The organism is Herbiconiux sp. 320_LB (genome assembly GCF_059691755.1).
The window spans coordinates 382,967-403,755 of record NZ_JCAWAD010000004.1 but is presented as its reverse complement, the minus strand read 5'-3'; the positions used below and the strand labels follow the sequence as shown (position 1 = coordinate 403,755).

The 20,789-nt window shown below is 69.6% G+C and carries 20 protein-coding genes; 1 reads left to right on the top strand and 19 read right to left on the bottom strand.

Annotated elements, in window-relative coordinates; all coding sequences use genetic code 11:
- Nucleotides 1-70: 70 nt before the first annotated feature.
- The 19 genes from miaA to hrcA form a co-directional block, all read right to left on the bottom strand.
- Entirely contained in the window at nucleotides 71-967 is an 897-nt protein-coding gene (miaA, locus tag AC59HU_RS13280; protein ID WP_497223937.1) for a tRNA (adenosine(37)-N6)-dimethylallyltransferase MiaA, read from the bottom strand.
- A gap of 76 nt (nucleotides 968-1,043) precedes the next feature.
- Nucleotides 1,044-2,678, bottom strand: coding sequence for a tRNA (N6-isopentenyl adenosine(37)-C2)-methylthiotransferase MiaB (gene miaB, locus AC59HU_RS13275; protein WP_497223897.1), 1,635 nt, complete (start codon nucleotides 2,676-2,678; stop codon nucleotides 1,044-1,046).
- Nucleotides 2,679-2,816: 138 nt separating this feature from the next.
- Nucleotides 2,817-3,470 (bottom strand): regulatory protein RecX, encoded by a 654-nt coding sequence (locus AC59HU_RS13270; RefSeq protein ID WP_497223896.1) that lies wholly within the window; start codon nucleotides 3,468-3,470, stop codon nucleotides 2,817-2,819.
- Between the two features lie 6 nt (nucleotides 3,471-3,476).
- Nucleotides 3,477-4,559, bottom strand: a complete 1,083-nt coding sequence (gene recA, locus AC59HU_RS13265; RefSeq protein WP_497223895.1) for a recombinase RecA — start codon at nucleotides 4,557-4,559, stop codon at nucleotides 3,477-3,479.
- Nucleotides 4,560-4,865: 306 nt separating this feature from the next.
- The gene (locus AC59HU_RS13260; protein ID WP_497223894.1) at nucleotides 4,866-5,093 is read right to left on the bottom strand and encodes a DUF3046 domain-containing protein; all 228 of its coding nucleotides are present in this window, start codon (nucleotides 5,091-5,093) and stop codon (nucleotides 4,866-4,868) included.
- 2 nt (nucleotides 5,094-5,095) lie between these two features.
- Nucleotides 5,096-5,404 (bottom strand): helix-turn-helix domain-containing protein, encoded by a 309-nt coding sequence (locus tag AC59HU_RS13255; RefSeq protein ID WP_066042928.1) that lies wholly within the window; start codon nucleotides 5,402-5,404, stop codon nucleotides 5,096-5,098.
- 156 nt (nucleotides 5,405-5,560) lie between these two features.
- Nucleotides 5,561-6,067, bottom strand: a complete 507-nt coding sequence (locus AC59HU_RS13250; RefSeq protein WP_497223893.1) for a CinA family protein — start codon at nucleotides 6,065-6,067, stop codon at nucleotides 5,561-5,563.
- The gene (gene pgsA / locus AC59HU_RS13245) at nucleotides 6,064-6,669 is read right to left on the bottom strand and encodes a CDP-diacylglycerol--glycerol-3-phosphate 3-phosphatidyltransferase (protein ID WP_497223892.1); all 606 of its coding nucleotides are present in this window, start codon (nucleotides 6,667-6,669) and stop codon (nucleotides 6,064-6,066) included. Before pgsA ends, AC59HU_RS13250 begins: the two co-directional genes overlap by 4 nt.
- Nucleotides 6,670-6,672: 3 nt before the next feature.
- Complete coding sequence (locus AC59HU_RS13240; RefSeq protein WP_497223891.1) at nucleotides 6,673-9,567, bottom strand: FtsK/SpoIIIE family DNA translocase; 2,895 nt, start codon at nucleotides 9,565-9,567, stop codon at nucleotides 6,673-6,675.
- A gap of 394 nt (nucleotides 9,568-9,961) precedes the next feature.
- Nucleotides 9,962-11,638, bottom strand: coding sequence for a ribonuclease J (locus AC59HU_RS13235; protein ID WP_497223890.1), 1,677 nt, complete (start codon nucleotides 11,636-11,638; stop codon nucleotides 9,962-9,964).
- 102 nt (nucleotides 11,639-11,740) lie between these two features.
- The gene (gene dapA / locus AC59HU_RS13230) at nucleotides 11,741-12,718 is read right to left on the bottom strand and encodes a 4-hydroxy-tetrahydrodipicolinate synthase (protein WP_497223889.1); all 978 of its coding nucleotides are present in this window, start codon (nucleotides 12,716-12,718) and stop codon (nucleotides 11,741-11,743) included.
- A gap of 88 nt (nucleotides 12,719-12,806) precedes the next feature.
- Entirely contained in the window at nucleotides 12,807-13,718 is a 912-nt protein-coding gene (gene era / locus AC59HU_RS13225) for a GTPase Era (RefSeq protein ID WP_497223888.1), read from the bottom strand.
- Nucleotides 13,715-15,034 carry a hemolysin family protein gene (locus AC59HU_RS13220; RefSeq protein ID WP_497223887.1) on the bottom strand — a complete coding sequence of 440 codons (1,320 nt, stop codon included), beginning with the start codon at nucleotides 15,032-15,034 and terminating at the stop codon, nucleotides 13,715-13,717. The genes era and AC59HU_RS13220 overlap by 4 nt, the downstream gene beginning before the upstream one ends.
- On the bottom strand, nucleotides 15,031-15,495 hold the full coding sequence (ybeY, locus tag AC59HU_RS13215; RefSeq protein ID WP_497223886.1) for an rRNA maturation RNase YbeY: 465 nt from the start codon (nucleotides 15,493-15,495) through the stop codon (nucleotides 15,031-15,033). The genes AC59HU_RS13220 and ybeY overlap by 4 nt, the downstream gene beginning before the upstream one ends.
- Nucleotides 15,496-15,505: 10 nt before the next feature.
- Nucleotides 15,506-16,498, bottom strand: a complete 993-nt coding sequence (locus tag AC59HU_RS13210) for a PhoH family protein (RefSeq protein ID WP_497223936.1) — start codon at nucleotides 16,496-16,498, stop codon at nucleotides 15,506-15,508.
- Between the two features lie 123 nt (nucleotides 16,499-16,621).
- Entirely contained in the window at nucleotides 16,622-16,966 is a 345-nt protein-coding gene (locus AC59HU_RS13205; RefSeq protein ID WP_497223885.1) for an HIT domain-containing protein, read from the bottom strand.
- 66 nt (nucleotides 16,967-17,032) lie between these two features.
- Complete coding sequence (locus tag AC59HU_RS13200) at nucleotides 17,033-17,785, bottom strand: 16S rRNA (uracil(1498)-N(3))-methyltransferase (protein ID WP_497223884.1); 753 nt, start codon at nucleotides 17,783-17,785, stop codon at nucleotides 17,033-17,035.
- Nucleotides 17,786-17,793: 8 nt separating this feature from the next.
- Nucleotides 17,794-18,906: a molecular chaperone DnaJ gene (gene dnaJ / locus AC59HU_RS13195; RefSeq protein WP_497223883.1), complete on the bottom strand. Its 1,113-nt coding sequence runs from the start codon at nucleotides 18,904-18,906 to the stop codon at nucleotides 17,794-17,796.
- A gap of 87 nt (nucleotides 18,907-18,993) precedes the next feature.
- Complete coding sequence (gene hrcA, locus AC59HU_RS13190) at nucleotides 18,994-20,028, bottom strand: heat-inducible transcriptional repressor HrcA (protein WP_497223882.1); 1,035 nt, start codon at nucleotides 20,026-20,028, stop codon at nucleotides 18,994-18,996.
- Nucleotides 20,029-20,210: 182 nt separating this feature from the next.
- On the opposite strand from hrcA, the gene AC59HU_RS13185 reads away from it, so the two are divergent.
- A complete protein-coding gene (locus AC59HU_RS13185) occupies nucleotides 20,211-20,768 on the top strand; it encodes a DUF4870 domain-containing protein (RefSeq protein WP_497223881.1) in 558 nt (185 codons plus the stop codon).
- Nucleotides 20,769-20,789: the final 21 nt, after the last annotated feature.

The window sequence follows — 20,789 nt, the reverse complement described above, 5'->3', positions numbered from 1 at the left end:
CGGGCCGGGGAGTCGAGGGGTCGGGGCCGGTGGTCGGGGCCGACTGCTGGGGTCGGGGTGAAGATCGGGGTCAGGGTAAGACGAGCGTCGCCAGGGGGTCGGTTGCGCGCGGATCGATGTCCACGGCGGCGTAGCGGCGGAACCAGCTGACCTGACGGCGCGCGTACCGGCGGGTCAGGGCCTGCGCCTCGGCGATCGCCTCCTCCTCGGTCACTTCGCCATCGAGCTGCGCGAGCGCCTGGGCATAGCCGATCGCCCGGGCCGCCGTGGTGCTCTCGCGAAGGCCCTGCGGCACCAGGGCGGCGACCTCGTCGACCAGCCCGTCGCGCCACATCCGCCGCACCCGCTCGTCGAGCCGGGGCACGAGCTCGTCGCGGGGCAGCCCGAGCCGGAGGACGGTGGTCGTGCGCCACAGGACCGGCTCCTCCGGCAGCGTTCCGCTCAGGGGCTCGCCGGTGAGCTCGGTCACCTCGAGTGCGCGCACGAGGCGTCGCCCGTTGAACTGGCCGATGGAGGCTGCGGCGGCCGGGTCGACCGCCTTCAGCCGGTCGTAGAGCGCCCGGGCGCCGGTCTGCTTGAGCTCGGTCTCGAGCCGCGCGCGAACGGCCTCGTCGCGCGCCGGGAATCGGAAGTCGAACAGCACGGAGGAGACGTAGAGACCCGAGCCGCCGACCAGGACGGGGACCGCGCCACGCGCCAGGATGCCGTCGATCGCGGCACGCGCCTCGCGCTGGTAGGCGGCGACCGAGGCCTCGTCGGTGACGTCGAGCACGTCGAGCAGGTGGTGCGGGATGCTGCGCCGCTCCGCCGGCGCGAGCTTCGCGGTGCCGATGTCCATCCCGCGGTAGAGCTGCATCGCGTCGGCGTTGACGACCTCGACCGCGCGACCGCTCGCGGCCAGCCTGTCGGCGATGGCGAGCGAGAGGTCGGACTTCCCGGTGCCCGTGGCGCCGACCACGGCGATCACCTCGGCCGAGGCCGGTCGAGGGTGCGACGACGCGGAGGCGGAGACAGGGGCGGAGGCGGGGTCGCCGGGAACCACGTCAGGAACGCAGGTCGTCGGTGGGGCTGTAGATCGGGATCGTCGCCACGCGCGCGCCGTCTGACGGCGGGCCCACCCGGAGCGACGGGAAGCCGAGCGAGACGCGCCCGGGCGCGCCCGTGGCGCCGCTCGCACCTGCACCAGCACCCGCACCGGCCGGGGTCGGCACGGCGCACGACTCGGACTGCGCACGATCCCAGGCGTCGCCCGCACGGGTCGCCCGCACCGCGAGCGGCATGCCGTCGCTGTCGGCGATCAGGTGGAACGGCGCGGCCTGCGTGATCGTGACCGAGACCACGTCACCGGGCCGGGGACGTGCCGATCCCTCGGGAAGCTCGAAGTGGACCAGCCGGCTGTCTTCGGCACGGCCGCTGAGCCGGCGGGTCTCCGTGTCTTTCCGCCCCTCGCCGTTCGCGACCACGAGGTCGACCCGACGGCCGATCAGGGCTCGGTTCTCCTCGAGCGAGATGCGCTCCTGCAGGGCGACCAGGCGCTCGTAGCGCTCCTGGACGATCTCGTGCGGCACCTGGTCGGGCAGCGTCGCCGCCGGGGTGCCGGGCCGGATGGAGTACTGGAACGTGAAGGCCGACGCGAACCGCGCCTGCTCCACGACGCGGAGCGTCTCGAGGAAGTCCTCCTCCGTCTCGCCCGGGAAACCGACGATGATGTCGGTCGTGATCGCCGCGTTCGGGATCTTCGCCCGCACCCGGTCGAGGATGCCGAGGAACCTCTCCGAGCGGTAGGAGCGGCGCATCGCCCGGAGGATGCGATCGGACCCCGACTGCAACGGCATGTGCAGCTGCGGCATGACGGACGGCGTCTCGGCCATGGCGTCGATGACGTCGTCGGTGAAGGCCGCCGGGTGGGGGCTGGTGAAGCGGATGCGCTCGAGCCCCGAGATGGTGCCGGCGGCACGGAGCAGCTTTCCGAACGCAAGCCGGTCACCGAACTCGACACCGTAGGAGTTGACGTTCTGGCCCAGCAGCGTGACCTCGATCGCCCCGTCGTCGACGAGCGACTGGATCTCGCCCAGGATCTCGCCCGGCCGGCGGTCTTTCTCCCTGCCCCGCAGCGACGGCACGATGCAGAAGGTGCAGGTGTTGTTGCAGCCGACCGAGATCGAGACCCAGCCGCTGTAGGTCGAGTCGCGCTTGGTCGGCAGCGTGGAGGGGAAGGTCTCGAGCGACTCGAGGATCTCGATCTCGGCGGCCTCGTTGTGCCGCGCCCGCTCAAGCAGGCTCGGCAGCGCCCCCATGTTGTGCGTGCCGAACACGACGTCGACCCAGGGAGCCTTGTCGAGGATGACGTTCTTGTCCTTCTGCGCGAGGCAGCCGCCGACCGCGATCTGCATCCCCTCATGGCGGCGCTTGACCGACGCGAGGTGGCCGAGGTTGCCGTAGAGCTTGTTGTCGGCGTTCTCGCGCACCGCGCAGGTGTTGATGACCACCACGTCGGGCTCGGCACCGTCGGCGGGCACGTAACCGGCCGCCTCGAGCGAGCCGCTGAGCCGCTCGGAGTCGTGCACGTTCATCTGGCACCCGAAGGTGCGCACCTCATAGGTGCGGGCCCGGCCCGAGACATCCCGGGAGGCGTCGGACGCCTGGATGACCGTCGGGGCTTCGCTGACTGTGCTCATGGTGCGTCCATTCTACGAACCGTCATCCTGCGTCGAGGACAGCCCGCCCGACAGACGACCTGGGCGCGGTGACGCGGCCGGATGCCGAGGGCAGGTGACTCAGCTGACCGCTCGCCTCAGCTCGCCGCCCGCTCCAGCTCAGCGGAAGCGCGGGCCGCCGGACGACCGACGCCCGGCCATGGCCCGGCGGGTCGCCTCGCGCACGACGCCCGACCCGAAGCCGCGGCGGGTGAGGAAGCCCATCAGCCGACGCTCCACCGTCGTGTCGTCGTAGGACGACAGCTGCCCGACGCGCTTCACCGCGGCCTCGAGCGCGAGGTCGAACTCGTGGTCGTCATCCAGCTGCTCGAGCGCGCCGGTCACGATCTCGTTCGGGATCTTCCGCGCATTCAGCTCTCGGGCGATCGCGCCTCGGCTCTTGTGGTTGCGGTCGCTCAGCCGCTCGACCAGCGTGTCGGCCAGCGCCACGTCGTTCAGGTAGCCGAGCTCTTCGTACCGCGCGACCAGAGTCTCGGCCTCGTCGGCCGATGCCCCCTGGGCCACCAGGAGCTCGTGGGTCTCGCCCTTCGAGAGCTGACGACGCCCGAGCGCTCTGACCACCGTGTCGCTCACGCGCTCGAGCCGCTCTTCGTCGCTGAGCTGCTCCTCCACCGGGAGGGCCAGCACCTCGGCGCTCGGCTCGTCGGACTCCGCCCGGGCCAGTGCGGCCCGAGCGGCTTCAGCACCGGCCCCGGTGGACGGGTGCCGCGAACGACCCCGCCGCACCGAGTCCAGACTGATGATGTCGTTCATGCGCTGTTAGGCGCCCTTCTTCGAGGCGATCTTGGGAGCGATGGGCTCGACGTTGCCGCCGGCGGCCGCGGAGGCCGCAGCCGCCGCACCGGCCTCGCCGATGCCGAGCTTCGCCAGGATCTTGTTCTCGATCTCGAGGGCGATGTCGGGGTTCTCGGTCAGGAAGCGACGCGAGTTCTCCTTGCCCTGCCCGAGCTGGTCGCCGTCGTAGGTGTACCAGGCACCGGACTTGCGCACGATCTCGTGCTCGACACCGAAGTCGATCAGGCTGCCCTCGCGGGAGATGCCGATGCCGTAGAGGATGTCGAACTCGGCCTGCTTGAACGGCGGCGCCATCTTGTTCTTGACGACCTTGACTCGGGTGCGGTTACCGACCGCCTCGGTGCCCTCTTTCAGGGTCTCGATGCGGCGGATGTCGAGTCGAACGGAGGCGTAGAACTTCAACGCCTTTCCACCGGCCGTGGTCTCGGGGCTGCCGAAGAACACACCGATCTTCTCGCGCAGCTGGTTGATGAAGATCATGGTCGTGTTGGTCTGGTTCAGACCACCCGTGAGCTTACGGAGCGCCTGGGACATCAGACGCGCCTGGAGACCCACGTGGGAGTCGCCCATCTCGCCCTCGATCTCCGCGCGCGGCACCAGGGCCGCGACCGAGTCGATCACGATGAGGTCGATGGAGCCGGAGCGGACCAGCATGTCCGCGATCTCGAGCGCCTGCTCACCCGTGTCGGGCTGCGACACGAGGAGCGAGTCGATGTCGACGCCGAGCTTCTTGGCGTACTCGGGGTCGAGGGCATGCTCCGCGTCGATGAACGCCGCGATGCCGCCGGCGCGCTGCGCGTTGGCGATGGCGTGCAGGGTGAGCGTCGTCTTACCCGAGGACTCCGGACCGTAGATCTCGACGATGCGCCCGCGGGGAAGACCTCCGATGCCGAGCGCGACATCCAGCGCGATCGAGCCGGTGGGCACGACCTCGACGGGCGCACGGTCGTCGCTGCCGAGGCGCATGACGGAACCCTTGCCGAACTGGCGGTCGATCTGGGCGAGTGCGGTTTCCAGTGCTTTTTCGCGATTTGCGTCTGACGGCATCTCGATCTCCTTCAATCAGGTGCGGCCTCGCGGCTCGCGATGGTGTGCCCACAGGCTGTCGTGTGCGTCCGATCTTCTGGCCGGCAACGACAGGGCGTTTCGGAATGGTCGAACAAGAACCACGGTAGAGACGACCCCCGACATCCACTCGGGCACCGCATCATCTGTGGAGAACCCGTTCGATTCTTCCGTTGTGCAGGAGCCTACTCAGATCCGAAGGTATGTTCGACATCCGCGCGGCGTGTCGACGGCAATCCGGCCGTGGGAATGCGAGAAGCCCCCGGACGGATCCAGGGGCTTCTCGGTTCAGCTTCGGGGTTGGGCGGGAAGACCCGCTCCGTGTCGGCGTGCCGGCGAGACATCCGCCGCCCGGCAGACCGCGAGCCACACCTCTCGCGGGGGGATGCCGGATCTCAGGGCCTGCTCGGCCGTGAGGTCGCCCAGATCGACGAGCACCAGATCATTGGTCACGACCTGGCCGTAGGCGACTCCGAACTCATCGGAGACGGCTTGCCGGAATTGGCTCAGCCGCACGCTCAGCGAGCGACGAGGTCGACGTCGAAGTCGGCCACGAACTCGTCGGGCACCGTGTCGGGGATCGGGTCGATGCCCTCGACCACGGCCAGGCGGTCGCCCACCTCACGCATGATCACCGAGATCGGCGTGTCGAGCGCTTCGGCGACCGACGCGAGGATCTCGCTCGAAGCCTCTTTCTGGCCCCGCTCGACCTCGCTCAGGTAGCCGAGCGCGACGCTCGCCTTGCTTGCCACTTGACGAAGGGTACGGCCCTTCTGCAGGCGGAAGTCCCGAAGCACGTCGCCGATTTCCTGACGAACTAGAATCATTGGACCCTCCTTGCGTTCCGTCACAGTCTTTTTGAGTGGCACATGAACCGTTCTACACCACTGGTTCGTAGCAGAGACTCTAAACGACGGGGACTGGACATAACTTGTGAATGACACGAGATGTAACGTGATCGAAACGCGTGGCATTCCCGACCGTCAGGCCGCGACCAGCTCGGCCAGCGCCTCGAGCGCCCGGCGCACGACCTCGGCCCTGACGGCCTCCCGATCGCCCGGCAGCTCGAGGGCGACGCTCCGCACCTCGTCGTCGATGGCGATGCCGACGAACGCGGTCCCCGGCGCCTGACCGTCCTGCGGACCCGGCCCGGCGACCCCGGTCGTGGCGATGCCGATCCGCGCCGGCTCCCCGCGCACCGAGAGCACTCCCCGCACTCCCCCGGCCATCTGCACGGCGACATCCGGATGCACGGGGCCGTGCGCCGCGAGGACGCCCGCATCCACCCCCAGCACCGTGTGCTTGAGCTCGGTGTCGTAGGCCACGACTCCGCCGCGGAGGACCGCGGAGGCACCGGGCACGGCGACCAGCGCCGCGGTGAGCAGACCACCGGTCAACGACTCGGCGACGGCGATCGTGCCGTGGCTGACGGTGAGGGCTTCGACGATCCGGCGGGCCAGCGCATCCGTCGTCTCGTCGCCGCGGCTCACGAGGCCGCAGGCCGGCGGTTCAGCCTCCAGGCCTGCACGAGGTAGTCGATGCCGGTGACGACGGTGAGGATGAGCGCCAGCGCCATGAAGACGCCGTTGACCCAGTTGACCCAGTCGCCGAGGAGCATCGGGAACGGCAGGAGGGCGAGGGAGATCGCGATCGACTGCACCAAGGTCTTGAGCTTTCCGCCGCGGGAGGCCGGGATGACCCGGTCGGACAGCTGCACGAACCGCCAGACGGTGATGCCGACCTCGCGGATCAGGATGAGCGCCGTGACCCACCAGGGCAGCTCGCCGAGGATGGACAGGCCGACCAGCGCGGCGCCGGTCAGCACCTTGTCGGCGATCGGGTCGAGCAGCTTGCCGAGATCGGTGACCAGGTTGCGGCTGCGGGCGATGTGCCCGTCGATGCCGTCGGTCGCGATGGCCAGGATGAACAGGACCGCGGCCGCCCAGCGGAGCCAGCCGTCGTCGCCGCCGTCGACCAGCAGCATCACGAAGAACAGCGGGGCCAACAGGATCCGGATGACCGTGATCGCGTTGGGCAGGTTCCAGTTGCTCGGCTTCGAGACCGCGCCGTCCGTGCGATCGGTGCTGCTCACGCGTTACTCCCTGCCGGTCAGACCCCAGGCGTCTTCGTCTGAATCGCCCTCCACCTCAGGGTACTGCGCGAGGAAGGCTTCGGGCGTCGACGGGTGGCCGGACGATGGGTAGGCGGCAGCGGAGTGCTCCCCGGGGACCTGCCCGGCCTGCGACGGCGTCGAGGATGCCGCCGGGGCCGGCGCGGAGGACGGCCCGGAGTCGCCACGGAGCATCGCCAGCACCTCGGGCAGCTGCTCGGCGGTCACCAGCACGTCGCGCGCCTTGGAACCCTCGGAGGGGCCGACGATCTCGCGCGACTCCAGCAGGTCCATCAGGCGACCCGCCTTGGCGAAGCCGACCTTGAGCTTGCGCTGGAGCATGGAGGTCGACCCGAACTGGGTGTTGACCACCAGCTCGGCGGCCTGCAGCAGCACCTCGAGGTCGTCGCCGATGTCCGAGTCGATGTTCTTCTTCTCGGCGGTGACGGCGACGTCGTCGCGGTATTCGGGCCGGGCCTGCCGGGTGACGTGCTCGACGACCTTGGCGATCTCGGGCTCGCTCACCCAGGCGCCCTGCACCCGGATCGACTTCGACGACCCCATCGGCAGGAAGAGCGCGTCGCCCTGACCGATCAGCTTGTCGGCGCCGGGCTGGTCGAGGATGACGCGCGAGTCGGTGACGCTGGTCACCGCGAACGCGAGTCGCGAGGGCACGTTGGCCTTGATCAGGCCCGTGACCACGTCGACCGAGGGGCGCTGGGTCGCGAGCACCAGGTGGATGCCGGAGGCGCGGGCCAGCTGCGTGATGCGGACGATCGAGTCCTCCACGTCGCGCGGCGCCACCATCATGAGGTCGGCGAGCTCGTCGACCACCACGAGGAGGTACGGATACGGCTTCAGCACGCGCTGGGAGGCCGGCGGGAGCTGGATCTCGTCGTTGATGACGGCGCGGTTGAAGTCGTCGATGTGACGGAAGCCGAAGCTCTCGAGATCGTCGTACCGCATGTCCATCTCCTTCACCACCCACGACAGCGCCTCGGCCGCCTTCTTGGGGTTGGTGATGATGGGGGTGATCAGGTGGGGCACGCCCTGGTAGGCCGTGAGCTCGACGCGCTTGGGGTCGATCAGCACCATCCGCACCTCGCTGGGCTTCGCGCGCATGAGCACGCTCGTGACCATCGAGTTGATGAAGCTGGACTTGCCCGACCCGGTCGAACCGGCGACCAGGAGGTGGGGCATCTTCGCGAGGTTGGCGAGCACGAACTTGCCCTCGACGTCTTTGCCGACACCGATGGTCATCGGGTGCGGGTCGTTCATCGCCTTCTGCGAGCGGAGGACGTCGCCGAGCGACACGGTCTCGCGGTCGGTGTTCGGGATCTCGATGCCGATCGCGCTGCGGCCGGGGATGGGCGACAGGATGCGGACCTCGTTGGAGGCCACCGCGTAGGCGAGGTTCTTCGACAGCGCGGTGACGCGCTCGACCTTGACGCCCGGGCCCAGCTCGATCTCGTAGCGGGTGACGGTCGGGCCGCGGGAGAAGCCGGTGACGGTGGCGTCGACCGAGAACTGGCTCAGCACGTCGGTGATCGCCCGGACGATGTCGTCGTTCACCGCGGAGCGGGCCTTCGACGGCTCGCCCACGGAGAGGTTGGCGACCGACGGGAGGCGGTAGTTCGCCGGCTCGGAGGCCGGGGCGGGCTCGGCCATGCCGGAGATCTCGCCCGTGCCCGAGAGGTCGAGGGGCTCGTCGGGGATGGGGGTCGCGAAGGCGGGCAGCGCCTCGGTGCCGTCGTCGTCGAGCAGCCCGGTGGTCTGTCGGCGGCCGGGCAGCACTTCGCCGGTGACGCGCTTGATCGCCTGCTCGGCGGCCTCCATGTCGTGGAGCAGGGATGCGCCGAAGTTCTCGGTGGACTCGATCTCGGCGGCGTTGTCGAAGGGGGCGTCGGCCGCAGGCGTGCGGTCTTCGAGGCGGGGAGCCATCGGCGGGGTGTCGAACTCGGGGTCGACCTCGCGCTGGCTGGTGTTGCGGCGCCACCAGGGCAGCGCATCCGGAGTCTCGTCATCGACGTCGTCGAGACCGTCGAGGGGGGTCTGACCGCCGTCTTTGGCCTTGGCGCCCTTGCGACCGGACGCGGCCGGCGTCGCGGCGGCGGAGGCGGCCTCGGTCTCGGTCTCGTCCGGGGCGCCGAAGAGGTAGGCGTAGAGCTCGCGGAACCGGCGGCCGAGCCGGTTCGGCGGGGTCTTGGTGATGATGAACAGTGAGAGCACGACGAAGAAGATCATCACGATCGAGGCGCCGATCGGCGTGATCAGGGCGATCAGCGGGGCCGCGACGATCCAGCCCAGGATGCCGCCGGCCACAGCGAGGCCGTTGACCCCGTTCGCGGGGTCGGGTGCCGAGCCGAAGACGTGGCAGAGGCCCGAGACCGAGACCAGGAAGATCGCCAGGCCGATGCCGATCCGCCCGTTGTCGTGGACGGAGCTCGGATGCCGGAACAGCCAGACGGCGAGCAGCAGCAGGATGACGGGGAGCGCGTAGGAGACACGGCCGAACAGGCCGCCGAAGGTGTAGGCGTTGATGTTCGCGGCCACCGCGTTGGAGGCCAGGAACCACTCGACCACCGCGCCGACCACGGCGAGCAGGAAGAACAGGAACGGGAGGCCGTCGCGGCGCTCCTCTTTCGCGAGCTGCTCGGGGCCGAACGCCCGGGCGGCCCCGCCGACGACGTGGGCGAGCCCCAGCCAGGCGCGCGAGAGGACGCCGGGACCCTCGTGCTCGGTGACCGCCGGGTACTTGACGGTCTTCTGGGCCGCGGTGCGGGAGTTCGTGCCGCCACGCTTGGCCGGGGTCGATCGCGCCGGGGTGGACCGCGCCGGAGTCGCCCGCGATCGGGGCGTGGACTTGCTACTCGTGGCCATGCAAACACGCTATCCGGAGCCGCGGACGTTGGGGGTGTGCCGCGCCGTCTTGCTGCCGGGGCGGGCGTGCTGCGCCGTCTTGCTGCCGGGATGGACGTGCTGCGCGCGCCCATCCCGGGTCGCGCCGGTCCCCGCCCGGCGCGACGCGACATGTTCGGGTGAGGTCGCTATCGCGGCCTCGCCCTCACCCTGTGTCGTCGAGAAAGGCCCGCAGCATTCCACCACCCAAGAACTCTTGGGACGGAGATGAAAGCTGCGGGCCTTTGTCGATGACCCAGGGTGAGCGCGTCGCCGCGAAGCACGACCGAAGGCCGCGCTTCGCGACGGCACGCGAACATGTCGCCCGCGCCGGGCAGGGACCGGCGTGGCCAACGGCCGCCTCTGGTGATCGAAGCTACGCCTCGATCACCAAGGGCACGATCATGGGCCGACGCCGGTAGGACGTGTTCACCCAGCGACCGACCGTGCGACGCACGACCTGCTGCAGGGCGTAGGGCTCGCGGGTGCCGTTCTGGGCGGCCTCGGCGAGGGCGGCGCTGATCTTGGGCTTGACCGCGTCGAAGACCTTGTCGTCCTCCGCGAAGCCCTTGGCGTGGATCTCGGGGCCCACGACGATCTTGCCGGTCTGGGCCTCGACCACGACGATGATCGAGATGAAGCCCTCCTCACCGAGGATGCGGCGATCCTTGAGGTCGGCATCCGTGATCTCGCCCACGGTCGAGCCGTCGACGTAGACGTAGCCGAGGTCGTACTGCCCGACGATCTTCGCCTCGCCGGCGCGGAGGTCGATGACCGTGCCATCCTCGGCGATGAAGGTGTGGTCGGCCGGCACGCCGGTCTCGATCGCCAGCTTCTGGTTGGCGACCAGGTGGCGGTACTCGCCGTGCACGGGGAGCACGTTCTTCGGCTTCAGGATGTTGTAGACGTAGAGCAGCTCGCCGGCGGCCGCGTGGCCGGAGACGTGCACCTTCGCGTTGCCCTTGTGCACGACGTTGGCGCCGAGCTTGGTCAGACCGTTGATCACGCGGTAGACCGCGTTCTCGTTGCCGGGGATGAGGCTGGAGGCGAGGATCACGGTGTCTCCCGGGCCGACCTCGATCTGGTGCTCGAGGTTCGCCATCCGCGACAGCACGGCCATCGGCTCGCCCTGCGAGCCGGTGGACATGTAGACGATCTTGTCGTCCGGGATGTCGCCGGCCTTCTTGAAGTCGACGAGCACGCCGTCCGGCACCTTCAGGTAGCCGAGGTCGGCGGCGATGCCCATGTTGCGCACCATCGAGCGGCCCAGGAGCGCGACCCGGCGACCGTTCGCGGCCGCCGCATCCAGAACCTGCTGCACGCGGTGCACGTGGCTGGAGAAGCTCGCGACCACGACCCGGCGGGGCGCGCGGGCGATGACCGACTCGAGCACCGGGCCGATCTCCTTCTCGAGCGCGGTGAAGCCGGGGACGTCGGCGTTGGTCGAGTCGACCAGGAACAGGTCGACGCCGGCCTCGCCGAGCCGCGCGAAGGCGCGGAGGTCGGTGAGCCGGTCGTCGAGCGGCAGCTGATCCATCTTGAAGTCGCCGGTGTGCAGCACGACGCCCGCGGGGGTCTTGATCGCGACGGCCAGCGCATCCGGGATCGAGTGGTTCACGGCGACGAACTCGCACTCGAAGGGGCCGAGGTTCTCGACCTGGCCCTCGGTGACGTCGAAGGTGTACGGCTTGATGCGGTGCTCTTTGAGCTTCGCCTCGACCAGGGCGAGGGTGAGCGCCGAGCCGATCAGCGGGATGTCGCCGCGCAGACGCAGCAGGTAGGGCACGGCGCCGATGTGGTCCTCGTGGCCGTGCGTGAGCACGATGCCGACGATGTCCTGCAGCCGGTCGCGGACGACCGAGAAGTCCGGCAGGATCAGGTCGACCCCGGGCTGGTTCTCCTCGGGGAAGAGCACGCCGCAGTCGACGACGAGCAGCTTGCCCTCGTACTCGAACACGGTCATGTTGCGGCCGATCTCGCCGAGACCGCCGACCGGGGTGATGCGGAGCGTGCCGTCTTCAAGAGCCGGCGGGTCGAAAATGGGGCTGTTCATGGGCCCTCCTCATTCAGATGATTCGTGGTGCTGTGCGCGGCGTCGTGCTCGCGCTGTGGCTTGTGGGGCTCCCGTCGGGCCGGCCGGTCGCCCGCTGAGTGATCAGCGGGTGGTGCCGGCGACCTTCGGGAGGGCGCCGCCCGCGGCCGCGTTGCGGTCGGGGCGGAAGTTGCGGAGGTCGAGACCGTCGATGCCGGTCACGAGGTCGATCTCGTTCTCGATCTGGGCGGCCTCCCACTCCTCGGGGCCGACCAGGGGCAGCCGCACGCGGGGGCTGCCGATACGGCCGAGGCCGTGGAGGATGTACTTCGCCGCCACCGTGCCGGGCACGTGGGTCATGACGGCGCGGACCAGCGGCTCGAGCGAGCGGTGGGCCGCGGTCGCGGTCGCGAGGTCGCCCGCGTTCACCGCGTCGACGATCGTGCGGTACGAACCGGGGGCGATGTTGGCCGTGACCCCGATGAGGCCGGTGGCACCGATCGCCATGTGCGGCAGCACGTTCGCGTCGTCACCCGAGAAGTAGAGCAGGTCGGTCTGGTTGAGCACCCGGCTGACCTCGCTGAAGTCGCCCTTGGCGTCTTTGACCGCGAGGATGTTCGGGTGCTTCGCGAGGCGGAGGATCGTGTCGTACTTGATCGGCACGCCCGTGCGACCCGGGATGTCGTAGAGGATGACCGGCAGCGCCGTCGCGTCCGCGATCATCCGGAAGTGGGTGAGGATGCCCGCCTGGGTGGGCTTGTTGTAGTACGGCGTGACGACGAGGTTGCCGTCGGCGCCGGCCTTCTCGCTCTGGCGCGCGAGCTGCATGGCGTGGGCGGTCTCGTTCGAACCGCCGCCCGTGATGATCTTCGCCCGGCCCGCGGCGACGGACTTGCCCACCTCGACCAGCCGGAGCTTCTCCGGGTCGGTGAGGGTGGAGGTCTCGCCGGTGGTGCCGCTGACGACGATGCCATCGGCGCCGTGGGTGATCAGATCGTCGATCAGCGTCTCGACACCGGGCCAGTCGACCTCGCCGTCGGCGGTGAAGGGTGTGACCATGGCGACCAGGACCTGGCCGAACGGGTTCGAAGCGGTAGACACGACTACAGGCTATCGGTTCTGGGATGTGCGGTTCTCGGAAGCCTGGTCCGACCCCGCCGGTCTCCTCGGGAACCGGTCGGGGAATCGGTCAGAAACCGAGCCGCCCGAGGAGCTTGGGATCGCGCTGCCAGTCTTTCGCCACCTTGACCCGGATGTTCAGGTAGACCTGGCGGCCGAGCAGCGGCTCGATCTGCGCCCGGGCCCGCGACCCGACCTCGCCGAGCCGGGAGCCCTTCGGCCCGATGATGATGCCCTTCTGGCTGTCGCGCTCGACGAAGAGGTTCGCGTAGATCTCGACCAGGTCGCGGTCCTCCCGCTCGGTCATGTCGTCGATCGTCACCGCGATCGAGTGCGGCAGCTCATCGCGCACGCCCTCGAGCGCGGCCTCGCGGATGAGCTCCGAGATGCGCGACTCGAGGCCCTCGTCGGTGTACTGGTCGTCGGGGTAGAGGCGCTCCGACTTCGGCAGCAGGCGGATGAGCTCGCTGATCAGCACGTCGAGCTGGATGCGGCTGGTCGCCGACACGGGGATCACCGTCTCCCAGTCGCGCAGCTCGGACACCGCGAGCAGCTGCTCGCCGACCTGCTGCTTCGACGCCGAGTCGATCTTCGTGACGATCGCGATCTTCTTCGCGCCCGGGTACTGGTCGAGCTGGTCGTTGATGTAGCGATCGCCCGGGCCCAGCTTCTCGTTCGCCGGCAGGCAGAAGCCGATCACGTCGACGTCGCCGAGCGTGGACTGCACGAGGGAGTTCAGCCGCTCGCCGAGGAGCGTGCGCGGGCGGTGCATGCCCGGGGTGTCGACGACGATCACCTGGCCGTTCGGCTCGTGCACGATCCCGCGAATGGTCTGCCGGGTCGTCTGCGGCTTCGAGCTGGTGATCGCCACCTTCTCGCCGACGAGCGCGTTGGTCAGCGTGGACTTGCCGACGTTCGGCCGGCCCACGAAGGTCACGAAACCGGCGCGGAAGTCGTCCGGGTCGAGGTCGGTGTCGGTCATGCCTTCTCCTTGGTGCCGATGATCTTGAGAGAACCGGTGTCGCTCGACTCGAGCAGAGCATCCGGATCACGCCGCACGAGCACGGTGACGACGCGCCTGCGCCGCCCGTCGACCCGGTCGGCGGTGAGTTCGAGGCCCGAGACCCGGGCGACGGAACCCTCGACCGGCAGGCGGCCGAGGGACTTCGAGAGCAGACCGCCGACCGAGTCGACGTCGTCGTCGTCGAGCTCGAGGTCGAACAGCTCGCCGAGCTCGTCGACCGGCAGCCGGGCGCTCACCCGATAGGCGCCGTCGCCCTGCGGCTCGACCTCGACGACGTCGCGGTCGTACTCGTCCGAGATGTCGCCGACGAGCTCTTCGATGAGGTCTTCGAGGGTGACGAGCCCGGCGATGCCGCCGTACTCGTCGACGACCATCGCGAGATGGTTCGACTCGAGCTGCATCTGGCGCAGCGTGTCGTCGACCTTCTTGGACTCCGGGATGAACAGCGGCGTGCGGGCGAGGGCGCTCACCGGCATCGTGTCGAGTGTCGCCGGCCGCTCGTAGCTCAGCCGGGCCGCGTCTCGCAGGTAGAGCACGCCCGAGATCTCGTCGACGTTGTCGTCGACCACGATCGGGATGCGCGAGACGCCCTTGCTGAGGAAGAGCCCGAGCCCGTGCCCCACGGTCTCGTCGTCGCCGATCGTCACCATGTCGGTGCGCGGGATCATCACCTCGCGGACGACGGTGTCGTTGAACTCGAGGATCGAGTGGATCAGCTCGCGGTCGTCCTCTTCGAGCACGTCGAGCTCGGTGGCCTCGTCGACCATGCTGAGCAGCTGCTCCTCGGAGGAGAACGCGCCCGATCGCGGCCGGCCGGGCGTCACCCGGTTGCCGATCGCGACCAGGATGTTCGCCACCGGACCCAGCACGACCCGCACCAGGTGCACCGCGACCGCGCTGTACCGGAGCACCGCCCGGGCGTGCACCCGGCCGACGCTGCGAGGGCTCGAACCGACGAGCACGAAGCTCGCCGCCGTCATGACGACGGCGGAGACGAGCAACGCGATCCAGAGCTCGCCGATCCAGGAGGCGAAGGTGATCGTGACGAGCACCGCCGCGGTGGTCTCGAAGACGACGCGCGCGAAGTTCGCGGCGTTCAGGTGCGCACCGAGGTCGTGCGCGATGGCCCGCAGCGACTTCTTCGCCCTCGCGTGCTCGGCGAGCTCGAGGATGTCGCTGCGCGACAACGAGACCATCGCCGAGTCGACGGCCGCGAACAGGCCGCCGAGGGCCACCAGCACGACCGCCACGAGGAGGAAGAGGACGAAGGTCATCTGCGGCGGCGCTCGTCCATCGCGAAGCCCACCAGGATGTCGCGCTGCAGACCGAACATCTCGCGCTCCTCCTCGGGCTCGGCGTGGTCGAAGCCGAGCAGGTGCAGGATGCCGTGGGTGGTCAGCAGCAGCAGCTCCTCCAGCGTGGAGTGACCCGCGGTCTGCGCCTGGGCCTCGGCCACCTGCGGGCAGAGCACGACGTCGCCGAGGAGACCGGCCGGGGTCGGCGCGTCCTCCGTGCCGGGGCGCAGCTCGTCCATCGGGAAGCTCAGCACGTCGGTCGGGCCCGGCTCGTCCATCCACTGCACGTGCAGCTGCTCCATGGCGGCCTCGTCGACCAGCACGATCGCGAGCTCCGCATCCGGATGCACGTGCAGTTGGTCGAGCGCATAGCTCGCCAGTCGCAGCAGCGCCGTCTCGTCCACAGGAATGGACGACTCGTTATTAACCTCGATGCTCACGCGGCCATCCTCATCGCTTGTTCGTGTTGTAGCGCCGGTCGCGGTCGCTCGTTCGGTCGCCCCGGTAGCCCGGGTTCTGGTTCTGGGCCATCTGCACCTGGTCGTACTTGGTGTAGGCGTCGACGATCAGGCCCACCAGGGTGTGCCTGACGACGTCGGCGCTGGTCAGCGTGGCGAAGTGGATGTCGTCGATCCGGTCGAGGATGCGCGACACGACCTGCAGACCGCTCGTGCCCGTCGGCAGGTCGACCTGCGTGATGTCGCCGGTGACCACCATCTTCGAGCCGAAGCCCAGCCGGGTGAGGAACATCTTCATCTGCTCGGGGGTGGTGTTCTGCGCCTCGTCGAGCACGATGAACGAGTTGTTGAGCGTGCGGCCGCGCATGTAGGCCAGCGGTGCGACCTCGATCGTGCCGGCCGCGAGCAGCTTGGGCACGATCTCCGGATCCATCATCTCGTTGAGCGCGTCGTAGAGCGGCCGGAGGTAGGGGTCGATCTTGTCGGTGAGGGTGCCGGGAAGGTAGCCCAGCCGCTCCCCCGCCTCGACCGCCGGACGGGTCAGGATGATCCGCTCGACCTCCTTGCGCTGGAGGGCCTGCACGGCCTTCGCCATGGCGAGATAGGTCTTGCCGGTACCGGCCGGGCCGATGCCGAAGACGATCGTGTTCTCGTCGATCGCGTCGACGTAGTCTTTCTGGCCGAGCGTCTTGGGCCGCACGCTCTTGCCGCGGGCGGTCACGATCGCCTGGCTGAGGAGCTCGGCGGGGCTGGTGCTGCGGTCGCCCTCGAGGATGCGGGCGGAGGTGGCGACCTCGGTCTGGGTGAGGTCGCGGCCGTCGCGCACCATCAGCAGCAGTTCTTCGACCAGACGCCGCGCCGCGTCGACCTGGTCGGCGTCGCCGGAGAGGGTGATGTCGTTGCCGCGGACGTGCACGGTGACGAGCGGGAACTGCTTCTCGACCGTGGTGAGCAGTCGGTCCTGCGGACCGAGCAGGCGCACCATCTCGATGCCGTCGATGTGCAGTCGCGCCTCGCCGTCGCCCTGCGGTGCGGACGGGCCGACCGAGCGGGAGGCCCCGTTCGACGGGGTGGACAGGGGGGAGGTGGGTTCAGAGGATGCCAAGTGCTATTCCTTCAGACCGCCCGCGAGCACGTGGGCGTGCACGTGGAAGACGGTCTGCCCGGAGTTGCCTCCGGTGTTGAAGATGAGGCGGAAGTCTCCGTCAGCGAGCTCCTCGGCGAGGGACTTCGCTGTGGCGACGATCTCCGCGAGGAGTTCGGGGTCGCCCGCGGCCAGTTCGACCACGTCGCGGTACTGCTCGGTCTTCGGAACGATCAGTACGTGCACCGGCGCCTTCGGAGCGACGTCTTCGAACGCGATCAGGCGGTCGTTCTCGCGCAGGATGGTCGCCGGGATCTCGCGCGCGACGATCCTGCTGAAGATCGAGGGCGCCGGGGATTCGTGAGACATGCTTCCATCCTACTTTTCACGACCGACGTTCGAAGGGGGTGGACGCCCCCGGATGCACCGGGTTCGCTACCAGCGTTCGAGCGCCACGTTGAGCACGGCCAGGGCGGCCGGCCCCGCCGTCGACGTGCGCAGCACCTCCGGGCCGAGGCGGACGGTCTCGGCGCCGGCCTCGGTGAGCAGGTCGAGCTCCCGCGGCGAGATGCCGCCCTCCGGCCCGACCACGAGCACGATCGGCCGCGAGTCGTCGCCGGTGGCGCCCGCCACGTCGACCTCGGTGAGGCGAGTGGTGGCGGTCGGCTCGAGCACGAGCATCCGGACACCGGTGACGCGCCGGGCCAGCTCCTCGGTCGAGGCGAGGTCGCCGACGACCGGCACGAAAGGGCGGATGGACTGCTTCGCCGCCTCGCGCACGATGCTCCGCCAGCGCTCGACGCCCTTCTGCTCCTTGGGCCCGGCCCAGCGCGAGATCGAGCGCTCGGCCTGCCACGGCACGACCGCGCCGACCCCGAGCTCGGTCGCGGCCTGGACGGCGCGCTCGTCGCGATCCCCCTTCGCCAGGGCCTGCACCAGCGTGATCATGGGCGCGGGCTCGGGATGCATGTCGACCGCGTCGACCACGATCTCGAGCTCGCGGGCCTCGGCCTTGACCACGATGCCGCGCACGACCAGGCCGCGACCGTCGCCGATCGCGGTGTGCTCGCCCACGCGCATCCGGTTCACCGTCGCCGCGTGGCGGGCCTCGTCGCCGTCGAGGGCGACCACCTCGCCGACGCCGTGCGGGACGAGCGCCAGGTCGTCGCGGAGGAAGAGGGAGCTCATCGGTGGCCTCAGACGTTGAGGAAGCGGTCGCGGAGCTTGGCGAACAGGCCCTGCTGGAACTGGCCGAGCGAGGGCGCCGGGTACTTGTGCGCCCCGGCGAGCTGCTTCATCAGCTCCTTCTGCTTGTGGTCGAGCTTGGTGGGCGTGACCACCTGGATGCCGACCCGCAGGTCGCCGCGACCGCCGCCGCGGAGGTGCGTGATGCCGCGGCCCTTGACCGTGAGCACCTCGGCGCTCTGGATGCCGGGCTTGAGCTCGAGCTCGATGTCGCCGTCGAGCGCCTTGATCGAGGTGGTGGTGCCGAGCACCGCATCCCACATCTGCACCTCGAGGGTGCAGAGCAGGTCGTCCTCGTTGCGGGAGAAGACGTCGTGGTGGCGCACCTTCATCTCGAGGTAGACGTCGCCCTGCGGGCCGCCGGCCGGGCCGACCTCGCCCTGACCGGGCAGCTGGAGACGCAGGCCGGTGTCGACGCCCGCGGGGATGTCGACCGGGATGGTGCGGCGCGCACGCACGCGACCCTGACCCTGGCACGTGGGGCACGGGTTCGGGATGACCGTGCCGTAGCCGCGGCAGGTGCCGCAGGGGGCGCTGGTCACGACGTTGCCGAGCAGCGAGCGCACGGTGCGCTGGATCGAGCCGGTGCCGTGGCAGATGTCGCAGGTCACGGGAGAGGTGCCGGGCTGGCAGCAGGAGCCGTTGCAGGTCTCGCAGAGCACCGCGGTGTCGACCTCGAGGTCGCGGTGCGCCCCGAAGATGACCTCGCCGAGGTCGACCTCGACGCGGAGCAACGCGTCCTGGCCCCGCTCGGCGCGCGACTTCGGGCCGCGCTGGCCGCCGCCCTGCCCGCCGAAGAAGGTCTCGAAGATGTCGCCGAAGCCGCCGAAGCCGCCGCCGGCGCCGCCGCCGAAGCCCTGCTGGGGGCCTCGGTCGTAGTCGCGGCGCTGGCCGGGATCGCTCAGCACGTCGTAGGCGTGGGTGACCTGCTTGAACTTCTCCTGCGCATCCGGACTCGGGTTGACGTCGGGGTGCAGCTCGCGCGCGAGTCGCCGGTAGGCCTTCTTGATCTCCTCGGGGGTCGCCTCGCGGGAGACGCCGAGCACGTCGTAATGGTCAGCCACGCTGGGCTTCTCCTTCGTTTCGAGTTCGTTCGATCGTTCGTGGGGTCGGGTGGTCGGGGTGATCGGGTGGGGTCGTCGGCCTCGGCCTCAGACCGCGCCGCCCGACTCGCCCAGGGAGCGGGAGAGGTACCGCGCGACGGCGCGGACCGCGGAGATGTTGCTGGAGTAGTCCATCCGGGTGGGGCCGAGCACGCCCAGCCGGGAGACGGCGCTGCCGACGCCGGTGTAGCCGCTGGCGAGGATGGAGGTCTCGCCGAGCCCGAAGGACTCGTTCTCGCGGCCGATCGAGACGGTGACGCCGCGCTGGTCGGCCTCCATCTCGCTGAACAGGCGGAGGAGCACGACCTGCTCCTCGACCGCTTCGAGCACCGGCAGGATGCTGCCGTGGAAGTCGTCCTCCGTGCGCACGAGGTTCGCGGCTCCTGCGATCAGGAGCTTCTCCTGGCGGTTCGCCGACACCTGCTCGTGCAGGGTCGCCGCCACCGCGGCCGCCACCGGGGCCGATTCGGCCGGGAAGCGGGCGGCGACGCCGTCGAGCGCGTCGGCCGCCTCGAGGAGGCCGAGCCCCGAGACCGCCTCGTTGAAGCGGAGGCGGAGGTCGCCGATCAGGCGGTCGTCGAGGTCGGCGGGCACGTCGACCACCCGCTGCTCGACGTGGCCGTTGTCGGTGATGATGACGGTCAGGAGCTTCCGCGGCGCGAGCGCGACCAGTTCGACGTGACGGACCTTGGCCTGCGAGCGCAGCGGGTACTGCACCAGGGCCACCTGGCGGGTGAGCTGCGACAGCAGCCGCACCGTGCGGGCCAGGACGTCGTCGACGTCGACCGAGGAGCCCAGGAAGGTCTCGATCGCGTGGCGCTGCGCCGAGGAGAGCGGCCGGAGGTCGGAGAGGTGGTCGACGAACAGGCGGTAGCCCTTGTCGGTCGGCACGCGGCCCGAGGAGGTGTGGGGGGCCGTGATCAGCTCCTCCTCCTCCAGCAGCGCCATGTCGTTGCGGATGGTGGCCGCCGAGACGCCGAACGAGTGACGCTCGGCGATGCTTTTGGAGCCGACGGGCTCGCGGGAGGCGACGTAGTCCTGCACGATCACCCTCAACACTTCCAGACTGCGGTCCGACACCATCAGACACACCTCCTTCCGAGCCGAAGCCCGCGCATTGGCACTCGCGCAGCTTGAGTGCTAATCATAACGCGCATCCGGGCCGACCGGTTCCGAACACCCTGGGCGCGGATCATTGCCGCCCGGGGACCCTGGCGCTATCCTGCCACCTGTAAGAACGCCCAACGTCTGAAAGGCGCGAGACAATGACCGACCCCAACGCAACACCGCCGTACGACCCGGCCTCCGGGCAGCCGACGCCGCCGCAGCAGGGGCAGCCGACTCCGCCTCCGGGATATCAGGCTCCCCCGCCCGGTTACCAGGCGCCGCCGTCGGGTTACCAGCAGCCCGGCTACCAGCAGCCCGGGTACCAGCAGCCGCAGGCCGGCTACCAGCCCACGGCCGGAGCGGCACCGCTCACCCAGGCCGAAGACAAGCAGTGGGCCATGTGGTCGCACATCGGCGGCGTGCTGTTCATCCTGCCGCCGCTGATCATCTGGCTGGTCTTCAAAGACCGCGGCCCCCTGACCAACCAGGAGGGCAAGGAGTCCACGAACTTCCAGATCACGATGGCCATCGTCTGGGTGGCCTACTCGATCGTCAACGTGATCCTGCAGTTCATCCCGATCGTCGGCTTCATCATCGGCACGCTGCTCTGGCTGGCGCTGCTGGCCGTGCAGATCGTGTTCCCGATCATCGGTGGCGTGAAGGTCAACGGCGGCGGCACCTACCGCTACCCGTTCAACTTCCGCTTCATCAAGTAACGCAACGGCTCCGGGGCGGCG